The organism is Roseiarcus sp., from assembly GCF_052145395.1.
Classification (GTDB): domain Bacteria; phylum Pseudomonadota; class Alphaproteobacteria; order Rhizobiales; family Beijerinckiaceae; genus Roseiarcus.
Genome location: NZ_JBKQOT010000682.1, coordinates 1 through 8,855, shown reverse-complemented (window position 1 = coordinate 8,855; position 8,855 = coordinate 1). Strand labels below are relative to the sequence as shown.

At 61.5% G+C, this 8,855-nt stretch carries 10 protein-coding genes; 6 read left to right on the top strand and 4 right to left on the bottom strand.

What is annotated here, in order from left to right:
- A partial coding sequence (gene iolB / locus ACLP25_RS23315) for a 5-deoxy-glucuronate isomerase (RefSeq protein ID WP_442471515.1) occupies positions 1 to 657 on the top strand: 657 nt, incomplete at its 5' end.
- Between the two features lie 1,315 nt (positions 658 to 1,972).
- Positions 1,973 to 2,725, top strand: coding sequence for a hypothetical protein (locus ACLP25_RS23310; RefSeq protein ID WP_442471514.1), 753 nt, complete (start codon positions 1,973 to 1,975; stop codon positions 2,723 to 2,725).
- Between the two features lie 38 nt (positions 2,726 to 2,763).
- Here the strand turns inward: ACLP25_RS23310 and ACLP25_RS23305 are convergent, their stop codons facing one another.
- The gene (locus ACLP25_RS23305) at positions 2,764 to 3,276 is read right to left on the bottom strand and encodes a hypothetical protein (RefSeq protein WP_442471513.1); all 513 of its coding nucleotides are present in this window, start codon (positions 3,274 to 3,276) and stop codon (positions 2,764 to 2,766) included.
- Between the two features lie 853 nt (positions 3,277 to 4,129).
- Here ACLP25_RS23305 and ACLP25_RS23300 point away from each other — a divergent pair.
- Together ACLP25_RS23300 and ACLP25_RS23295 are read left to right on the top strand one after the other, a co-directional pair.
- Positions 4,130 to 4,879 (top strand): Gfo/Idh/MocA family oxidoreductase, encoded by a 750-nt coding sequence (locus ACLP25_RS23300; protein WP_442471512.1) that lies wholly within the window; start codon positions 4,130 to 4,132, stop codon positions 4,877 to 4,879.
- A complete protein-coding gene (locus tag ACLP25_RS23295; RefSeq protein WP_442471511.1) occupies positions 4,876 to 5,136 on the top strand; it encodes a hypothetical protein in 261 nt (86 codons plus the stop codon). Before ACLP25_RS23300 ends, ACLP25_RS23295 begins: the two co-directional genes overlap by 4 nt.
- 48 nt (positions 5,137 to 5,184) lie before the next feature.
- Here the strand turns inward: ACLP25_RS23295 and ACLP25_RS23290 are convergent, their stop codons facing one another.
- Complete coding sequence (locus ACLP25_RS23290) at positions 5,185 to 5,805, bottom strand: ribonuclease D (protein ID WP_442471510.1); 621 nt, start codon at positions 5,803 to 5,805, stop codon at positions 5,185 to 5,187.
- Between the two features lie 30 nt (positions 5,806 to 5,835).
- Here ACLP25_RS23290 and ACLP25_RS23285 point away from each other — a divergent pair, with 30 nt between their 5' ends.
- Positions 5,836 to 6,942 carry a CobW family GTP-binding protein gene (locus tag ACLP25_RS23285; RefSeq protein ID WP_442471509.1) on the top strand — a complete coding sequence of 369 codons (1,107 nt, stop codon included), beginning with the start codon at positions 5,836 to 5,838 and terminating at the stop codon, positions 6,940 to 6,942.
- Here ACLP25_RS23285 and ACLP25_RS23280 read toward each other — a convergent pair.
- Together ACLP25_RS23280 and ACLP25_RS23275 are read right to left on the bottom strand one after the other, a co-directional pair.
- Entirely contained in the window at positions 6,939 to 7,406 is a 468-nt protein-coding gene (locus ACLP25_RS23280) for a winged helix-turn-helix domain-containing protein (RefSeq protein ID WP_442471508.1), read from the bottom strand. The genes ACLP25_RS23285 and ACLP25_RS23280 overlap by 4 nt on opposite strands.
- Before the next feature lie 500 nt (positions 7,407 to 7,906).
- Positions 7,907 to 8,185, bottom strand: coding sequence for a hypothetical protein (locus ACLP25_RS23275; RefSeq protein WP_442471507.1), 279 nt, complete (start codon positions 8,183 to 8,185; stop codon positions 7,907 to 7,909).
- A 221-nt stretch (positions 8,186 to 8,406) separates the two neighbouring features.
- Between ACLP25_RS23275 and ACLP25_RS23270 the strand changes: the two genes are divergently transcribed.
- On the top strand, positions 8,407 to 8,855 hold a 449-nt coding region (locus tag ACLP25_RS23270; RefSeq protein WP_442471506.1), incomplete at its 3' end, for an ATP-binding protein.

Sequence of the window (8,855 nt, the reverse complement as noted above, 5' to 3'; positions counted from 1 at the left end):
GGCAAGGCCAGGCTTTCGATCGACGGCAAGGATTACGGCGCGATCGGCGAGCGCGTGAGCCCGTTCGGGGGACCGCCCTGGGCCGCCTATGTCCCGGCCGGAAGCCGCTATGCGATCGAGGCGCTGACCCCGCTCGAACTCGCCGTCTGCTCGGCGCCCGGCGTCGGCGGCCATCCGGCCAAGCTGATCCCCCCCGGGACGCATCCGCAGATTGTCCGCGGCAAGGGATCCAACGTCCGTCACGTCACCAACATCATGCCCGAGGACGACGGCTCGGCCCACTCGCTGCTCGTGGTCGAGGTGATCACGCCGGGCGGCAATACGTCGTCCTATCCGCCTCACAAGCACGACCGCGACGACCTGCCGAACGAGAGCTACCTCGAAGAGACCTACTACCATCGCTTCAACCCGCCGCAGGGTTTTGGCTTCCAGCGCGTCTATACCGACGACCGCTCGCTCGACGAGTCGGTGCTGGTCGAAAACGGCGACCTGGTGATGGTGCCGAAGGGCTACCATCCGGTCGCCACCATCCACGGCTACGACAGCTACTATCTCAACGTCATGGCCGGCCCGAAGCGGGTGTGGAAGTTCCACAACGAGCCGCAGCACGAATGGCTGTTCACCGGCGTGGGCGCCCCTGCGGCGAAGGCAAGCTGAGCCCGGGCGCGGATTCAATCTTTTCAAGGCGTAGCGACGGAATTTCCGGGCGATTGTTACTGCCAAGGCGTCCCTCGCTCGCTTAAAGGTCGGGCTCGTTGGCAGGTACGACCGCCGGGCGCCCTTGCACGGGAGACGCAGGATTGTCGCCTCCCTGACCTCAAACACGTCCGCCATGGACGCCAAGCCGATGGGGCGCCAAACTCAAATCCATGCCAACTCTCAGCAAGGTCCTCGCATTGCCCTTTTCAACATTTTCAAGAGGTTGCGCCCGCTGCGAGGCTCTTTGGGCAATCGTCGCCCGCCGAAGCGGCAGACCGAATCAATCCGCCCTCGTTCTGAGGGGCGATGCAATGCGTGACGTCTCGAAGCCTGCTTCCAGAGCGAGGCGAAGTTCCAGGCTTCCGGGGTGGTCGCAATTCCGGGCGCGGAATCAACGTTTCCAAGGGGTTGCGAGAGGTTTTCCGGGCGATCGTCACGGGCCTCCGCGCTCCGCTCCATGACGAACCCCGCAAAGCCGTCTCGAGTGGCGCGGCGATGCCCGCGAAAGGGGACATCCCGATCCAGCCGCTCGGTCTGCGTTGGAAGCGCCGCGACGGCCGGCTCTTTGCCAGGCACGGCGGGCGGGGCGGCTTCGGGACGATCGGACATGCCGCGGCTTCCTCTGATGCGAACAAATATAGAACATATCCGTTCGCCCGGCAAGGAATTGTCGCTTTGTCCTGGGGCAATCGCGTGATCGCCCGCGCGCGCCGCGGAGACGTTTTCACCTCTGCTTGCGGGAAGGATTGCGAAGGGTCGACTCTGAAAGCTTGGCGTCGTCCAACGTTTGAAAGATGGCCGCGACCCCCTCCCCGCCCGCGCCCCACAGGAGCTTGCGCCCCGGTCACGCAACCGTGGCCCTGGTGGTCGAAACCTGACGCTTGGGTCCCAACGCCGAGGGACCGGACGCGACGGCGGGAGTCGACGTTGAGCGGACGTTGCGGATCGCGGCCGCGGACGGCGGAAGTGGGCCGGAATGCGGGCCTTACCTAGCGACACCGATAGGCGCGGTCCCCGCCCGGAGCGGCAGTACGTCGCGAGCGCTTCAACGGGCGGAGTCCGCCCAAAGCAGGCATCGGTCAACGGCGCGCAGACCATCGCGCCGGGGGGAAGCGGTCATGCAGCGCCTCGGACCGAGGGTAGCCGGCCATGCACCATGCCTGCGGCACCTGCGGCACATTGCGCATTGCAGACGAGTCCGATTTTTCGTAGTGGTCTCAATGGAATGACTACTGGCGCGATTGATTGCGACTCTCGAAAGCGAGCGACTGGAATGGTCTCCGACGAAGACAGAAAGACAAGTGGTTTTTCCAGAAGAAAACACATCCTAATTTGTGACGACGATCAGATCTATATTAAGAAGTTTATAAAAAATCATTCAAATCATTATGACATAGAATTTATCAGCGATCCCTCTGAATTACAACATAAGCTAGGAAACTTAAATTACAAGCCGGATCTAATTCTTCTTGATCTTTTTTACAAAAAGGATGATGCGGTCGATTCGGTCGTACATGAGGTCGATTCGAAATTGGATCAAATTGAACGCGATTATCGTGCGCTTAGGCCAAAGGTTGACGAAACGTATGAACCACGCGGGTTATTCATGCTCGCAGATCTTCATAAATATAACTTGCAAATACCTGTTGCCGTGACTACGCAACGCGGTATCATGCTTTTAAAAGATGACGAAATGAAGGAACTTGAGCAAAACAAGGGTCATTGGTTACTGAGAAAGCGCGATTTGACGCCCCAAATGGAAAAGATGCGCCTCGATTCGATAATTAGGCAAAGCTATGCAGATTACAGATTGGGTGAATTTGAGGCTATAGTCAGATACTTAAAGTACGCGCTCATTGTGTCGTGGATAGTATTAGTCTCTATTATAGGCTGTATGGGGGCCAATATAGCATCTCTCGGTTTGGACAAGATTGTCGTCGCAACAATTTTGTCGGGGTTATTGGCAGGCATCGTACCGTGGCTTGCTAATATATGGTTCTTTGGCCTGAGCAAAAGTAAGGTGTGACGAGAGTTGGACCTGCGCGCCCCTTGTTCAAAGCGCATTCAGGAACGCTCGCTCTTGCTCACGGCCAAGGCCGAGGCGGCCGCAAATCTGACGAAGCGCCTTCGCCCCAGTTTCAGGGTCTTTTGAGAGACCGCAACCGGCGTCTTAAGCCGGCGGTACAGATACGTAGGATCAATCCAACGAAATTCCGGAAGATGAGGCGGGAGTTTCGGTAATCTAAATATAAACGAAATACGCGGCTTGTTACTCCACAGAGCGATTTTATCATACAGGGCTAAAGTTTCGTTTAGTCGATCGCGTAGTACCTTTTTTAAGTCCGCGTATGGTCCTTGTAATGTATCGTCCTGCGAGGAGGCAAATTTGCCCAAGGCATTTATAGCCGGAATCTGTTGTGCCACCATAGGCAACCTGGTTACCGCATTGCTATAATCGATTCCTATATTCGTTGGCCAAATTACCTCCGAATATTCGTTGCCGTAAAAATCGCTGTTCGTTTTATTTAACGCCAAAGCCGATTTCCATGCGTCTTTGGCGGCGCTCAGGCGTGACAAATGAGCAATCGTTAAGCCGTCACTTATATAATACAAGGACTGAAATTGTACCTCAAAGTCTGTTGGAGTGAATGTTTGGAATGGGCCTGGCGTGGGCGGTTTCTGGACGGAGGAAAGTTTCTCTGCCGCTCCGATAGCGTTGCGGTCTCTTTCATCGGCGATTGATACCGCGTGTTCTGTTTCAGAGCGCAAAAAATCATAACACGAAACAACGTTTTGGCATTTTCCGTTCAGGCGATCCCATGCCGACCAGCGTGGTCGAATGTCCGCTTGTATTGTTGCTACGACCTCTGACGCTCAGGGGTCAATACCGACCTGACATCTCGTAAAGGGGTAACGCTGATCATCTACTTGACTAGGTAAGAACGTTTCTGGAAATTAAGATTAATGGCCGAGATTTTTTTGGCTTCAGCAGGGAGAAGCGTGATGGCGAACACGTGGTCCAAGGTTGCCTTGGGAATGCTGTTAACGATCCCTTCCATTTCTTATGCATACGCATGTGACGGGGGAGCTCTGTGCAACTTTGTGCACGGGACACCGATCTTGACTGGACCGGCCGATGCCATTGACGACGCCCTCGACTCCTACAGACACCGCGACTCGGACGCGAGTGTCGGGAACCAAATTCTGGGCGGAGTCGGATCGTTCGATAATTCGGTTGGAAGGCCAGCTGTTCCCCCCGGCTCGCCTTCGTTGCCCGGAACCTTGACGCCGCGACCGTCGAGAATGAGCTTCGCGCCTTCGTCGAGGCCGCGCGCGATCGCCTTCTCGATGAGCCGAATCGAAGGTTTCGTGATAACCTGAATTGCCGGATCGCAGGGGTTCGCCAATTCTCGATCGGAAGGACTTGGCTATGTCGGACTCGGTTCGCATCGGGATCGTCGGCCTGGGGCGGCTCGGCCGTCGCCATGCGGAAAACCTTGCGTTTCGCGTCGCCGGCGCAAAGCTTGTCGCCGCGGCCAGCCCGGTCGCGGAAGAACGCGCCTGGGCCGAAAAGACGCTGAAAGGCGTGACGACCTATCCCGGGCTCACGGAACTGCTGGATCATCCGGGCCTCGACGCGGTGTGGCTGGTGACCCCGACGTCGCTTCACGCCGATCAGGTGATCCAGTCGATCCGCGCGGAAAAACACGTCTTCTGCGAAAAGCCGCTGGCGCTCGATCCCGCCGATTGCGACCGCGCCATCGCGGCTGCGGCCGGTCATTCCGGCCAGATCGTGATGATCGGGTTCATGCGCCGCTTCGATCTGGCCTATGCGGAAGCCAAGCGCCGGATCGAGGCGGCCGAACTCGGAGAGGTTTTCGCCATCCGCTGCGTCTCGGAAGATCCGGTCGACCCCAGCGGCTTCTTCGTCCGCTTCGCGCCGACTTCGGGCGGCATCTTTCTCGACTGCTGCATCCACGACATCGACCTCGTCCGGTGGATGCTCGACGGCGCAAAACCCTCGTCGGTCGCCGCCGTCGGCAGCCGCATCCTGTACCCGGCGCTCGCCGAGTGCGGCGACGTCGACACCGCCTCGGCCACCGTCTCGTTCACGGGCGGGAGGATTGCGGATTTTTATGTGTCGCGGACCTCGCAAGTCGCGGCTACGAGGCCTCGATGACCATCGTCGGCTCCAAGGCGACGCTCGACGTTGGCCGCGCCATTCCCCGTCTGCCGCTCACGCTGGAATCCGATGGCCGCCGGTCGGTCGCGGGACAGGTGGATTTCTTCGAGCGGTTCGGGGACGCGTTCCTCCACGAGGCCCATGCGTTCGTCGAGGCCGTGCGCAACGGCGGTCCGACACCGCTGAGCCTCGAAGACGCGCGGGAAGCGACCCGCCTCGCCTGCGCGATGCGCGCCGCGCTCAAGGTGGGCTGATCCGCGCCGCCACTTGTTCGATCGGGATGCGGCGTCTCGCGGGACGCGTCACGGATAGGCGTGCGAGAAGACGTCCATGTCGCCGAAGCCGGCGAGATCGAGGCGCACCCGCTCGGGCAGATAGCCGAAGGCCGCGCGCGCAAGTCCGTCGCGGCCTTCGCGCTTGAGCATGGCGTCGAGCTTTTCGCGCAGGGCGTGAAGGTGCAGGACGTCGGACGCGGCGTAGACGAGCTGCGCCTCGGTGAGCGTGTCCGATCCCCAGTCGGAGGATTGCTGCTGCTTGGAGATCTCGACGCCGAGCAGCTCCTTCGTCAGGTCCTTGAGCCCGTGCCGGTCGGTGTAGGTGCGGGCGAGTTTTGACGCGATCTTGGTGCAAAAGACGGGACCGGCCATCACGCCGAAGGTCCGGCACAGCACGGCCATGTCGAAGCGGCCGAAATGGAAAAGTTTGACCACCCTTTCGTCCGCCACTAGCCTTTCGAGGTTGGGGGCGCGGGTCTGCCCGTGAACGATCTGCACAATCTCCGCGTCGCCGTCGCCGCGCGAGAGCTGCACCACGCACAACCGGTCGCGACCCACCTCGAGGCCGAGCGTTTCGGTGTCGATCGCGACGGCGTCCCCAAAGGTCCAGTCGTCGGGCAGGTCGGCGCGGTGGAGTCGGACAGTCACGGGGGCGCTCGTTCTTTTGAGGGGAGAGAGATGTCGGCGCTGAGCGATAAAGGCGGTTCTGCTCCGCCGTCAACCGCAGGGGCGGACGGGACCGGGCGCGCGCCGATCCCGTTTCACATCGTGACTGGCTTTCTCGGCGCCGGCAAGACGACGCTGATCAATCGGCTCCTGCGCGCGCCCGACCTCTCCGACGCGTTGGTCATCGTCAACGAATGGGGCGAGATCGGACTGGACAATCTGCTCTACGAGCGCCTGTCCGGCGACGCCATCCTGATCAACGGAGGCTGCGTCTGTTGCGCCCTGCGCGGCGACCTCATCGACGCCGTGAGCGACGTTCTCGCGCGGCGGGACGCCGGCGCGCTGCCGCCATTCGGCTTGATCGTGCTGGAGACGACCGGGCTCGCCGAGCCCGCGCCCATGCTCCACGCCGTGATCGCCGACCCGGAGCTTGCCGTTCGGCTCGCGCTCGGCGGAATCACGGCGGTTGTCGACGCCGTCAACGGAGCCGCGACAGTCGCCGCCCGTCCGGAGAGCGCACGCCAGATCGCGCTCGCCGACCGCCTCGTCGTGGCGAAGACAGACCTTTTGGCGCGAGGGGAGCGAGCTGCGCGCCTTGCCGAACTCGGCGCCGCCCTGCGGGCTCTCAACCCCGTCGCGCCCATCCTCGACGGCGCCGCGGGGGAGCTGGCGGCGGCGGATTTCCTCGCCGCCTCCAGCTGGCCGGCATTCCATACGGCGCCGGGCGCACACGGCGGCGCGCATCGCGTGAAGACTTTCACATTCCGCAGCGGCGAGCCGATCGACCCTATCGCCTTCGCGCAGTTCCTCTCCGTTCTCGCCTCGATGCTCGGGCCAAGACTCCTCAGGCTGAAAGGCCTGTTCGGGCTCGCCGACCGGCCGGAGACCCCGATCCTGGTCGACGGCGTCCAGCACGTCTTCCACACGCCACGGACGCTGCCGCGCTGGCCGGACGCCGACCATTCGACGCGCGCCGTCCTGATCGTCGAGGGAGTCGCCGTGCGGGAGGCGGAAACCCTCTGGACGGCGCTGACGCGCGCTCCCCGGATCGACGCGCCAGACCTCGACGTGCTCTTGAACAATCCGCTGGCGCCGCGGCCGGGCGGACTCCTCGGCTAGGCCGCGTCCGCTTTCGGATCGGCGCCGCGCGATTGCGCGACCGGGGCGCAGAACACGTAGCCGACGCCGCGCACCGAGCGAATGAGCGACGGCGCGCCGGGGGAGTCGATCTTCTTGCGCAACCGGGCCACAAGCGTGTCGATCGACCGGTCGAAGTAGTCCCAGTCGCGGCCTCTCAGAGCCCGCACCAACTCGGCGCGCGAGATCGCCTGGCCCGGCCGGTGCATAAACGCGAGCAGAAGATCGAATTCGGACGATGTGAGATCTGCGCGCCGGCCGGCCGGACCGGAAAGGTCGCGCGTCGCCGCGTCGAGCGCCCATCCGGCGAACGCATAGCGCGCTGGCGCCGAAGGCGCGGGAGCGAGCGCGCCCCGCGCCGCCACAATCTCGATCTGCCCGCGCCGGAACGCGTTTTCGATCGTCGCCAGGTCGGGACTGGCGTCGCCGAGCACCAGGATCTGCATCGCTTAGCCTATGGAACAGCCGAGGTTGAGCCGCGAATCATCGTTGTCTACCCAGCTCGAAACAATCATCGAGAGCTTGTCAAGAACTGACGGTGCGTAACTCTTGCAAGAATTTCGCGGATACGCCGAACCGCGCGTTCGTCTTTTTGCAACGGATGAGATTTGGCGCGGGAGAGCCCTCGATGATCGCTTCTAAGGCTGGGTCTGATTGAACAGGTCGAGCCGCAGGGCGGCTTAGGCAAGACGACACCGCGTCGTTATCGCGTTCTCGTCCCTTCGGTCGATCTGGAGGAGCGCCGCCATGGCGGGGTGTTTCCGTCGCCGGACGCCGTCCGCAATGCGATGCAATCGGAAAACTGCACCGGCTACACCGCTTGCACTGCCAGTTCTGCAGGGGAGGGGGAGGGTCTATCGACCCAAGAAGGGAAGGCTCTGCCCAACTTAGACGATGTCGAGACCGCGTCAGCCAGAAGAGTGCTGAGGGGTAAGATATGAACTTTTCAGACCGTGAAACTCTCTTGGATGGACAAGGAATGGGGGAGGGTCCGCGAACAGCCGGTGCAGCCGGTGTAAGCGGTGCAATTTCCGCAGCCGATGCGCTCAGGCTGGCGCGCCGCAGCGGCTTCAAGTTGGCGGTCGACGGCGACGATATAGCTTTCGAGGTTCCTGACTATCCGATTGCGCATCCCATCATCGACATTCTGCGCCAACAAAAGACCGAGATCGTTGACTTGCTGCGCAACGAACGCCGCGCCATCGTCATGTGGATCAACGACCACTTCAAATCCTCGGCGCCTGGCCGTTGCGCCCTATGCGGCGGCGGCATGCGGGAGGACGACCCTTTCGTGCTCGTCTTCGTTGGCGAGGACCGTGCGGACCTCCACGCCTCATGCCATCCGGCATGGGTCGCCAAACAGGAAGCTGAGGCTCGCGTCGCGCTCGGAATTGAGACGCCGATCAGGCCCGAATGCGACGCCTCTTGTATCGAGACGAGGGCGAAATGAAAACGTCGCCCTCCCAGCGAACGATCGCCAAGCGCGTCGATCGCGCGGCAAGCGCCTTGACCGATCAGCAAGCTGAAAAAGCGCCTGTCGGCGGCGATCGCTTTTTACAAATCGCGGGACGTAACCGACAGAAGAAACGGCACAAATTGATGCGAGTCCCCTTCCAGGTCTCACGGCTCATGGAATTTTGCAGCCTGCGCGAGCTGCAGAACCAAACCGGTCACAATGTCTGGGATTGGCCGCTCGTCGTGCTGAAGGAGTTGCTCGACAACGCACTCGACGCTTGCGAAGAGGTCGCGGTCGCGCCCGTCGTCAAGGTCTCGGTTAACCCGAAGACGGGGACCATAGTGATTGAGGATAACGGGCCCGGGATTCCCGCGGAAACCATCCGCGCGGTCTGCGATTACACGATTCGGGTCTCCTCGCGCGAGGCCTACGTGAGTCC

What these genes read in the sequence shown, in the direction of transcription:
- ACLP25_RS23285 (WP_442471509.1), top strand. Translation starts at nt 5,836, where the DNA reads ATGTCGGCGCTGAGCGATAAAGGCGGTTCTGCTCCGCCGTCAACCGCA.
- ACLP25_RS23295 (WP_442471511.1), top strand. Translation starts at nt 4,876, where the DNA reads ATGACCATCGTCGGCTCCAAGGCGACGCTCGACGTTGGCCGCGCCATT.
- ACLP25_RS23300 (WP_442471512.1), top strand. Translation starts at nt 4,130, where the DNA reads ATGTCGGACTCGGTTCGCATCGGGATCGTCGGCCTGGGGCGGCTCGGC.
- ACLP25_RS23280 (WP_442471508.1), bottom strand. Translation starts at nt 7,406, where the DNA reads ATGCAGATCCTGGTGCTCGGCGACGCCAGTCCCGACCTGGCGACGATC.
- ACLP25_RS23310 (WP_442471514.1), top strand. Translation starts at nt 1,973, where the DNA reads ATGGTCTCCGACGAAGACAGAAAGACAAGTGGTTTTTCCAGAAGAAAA.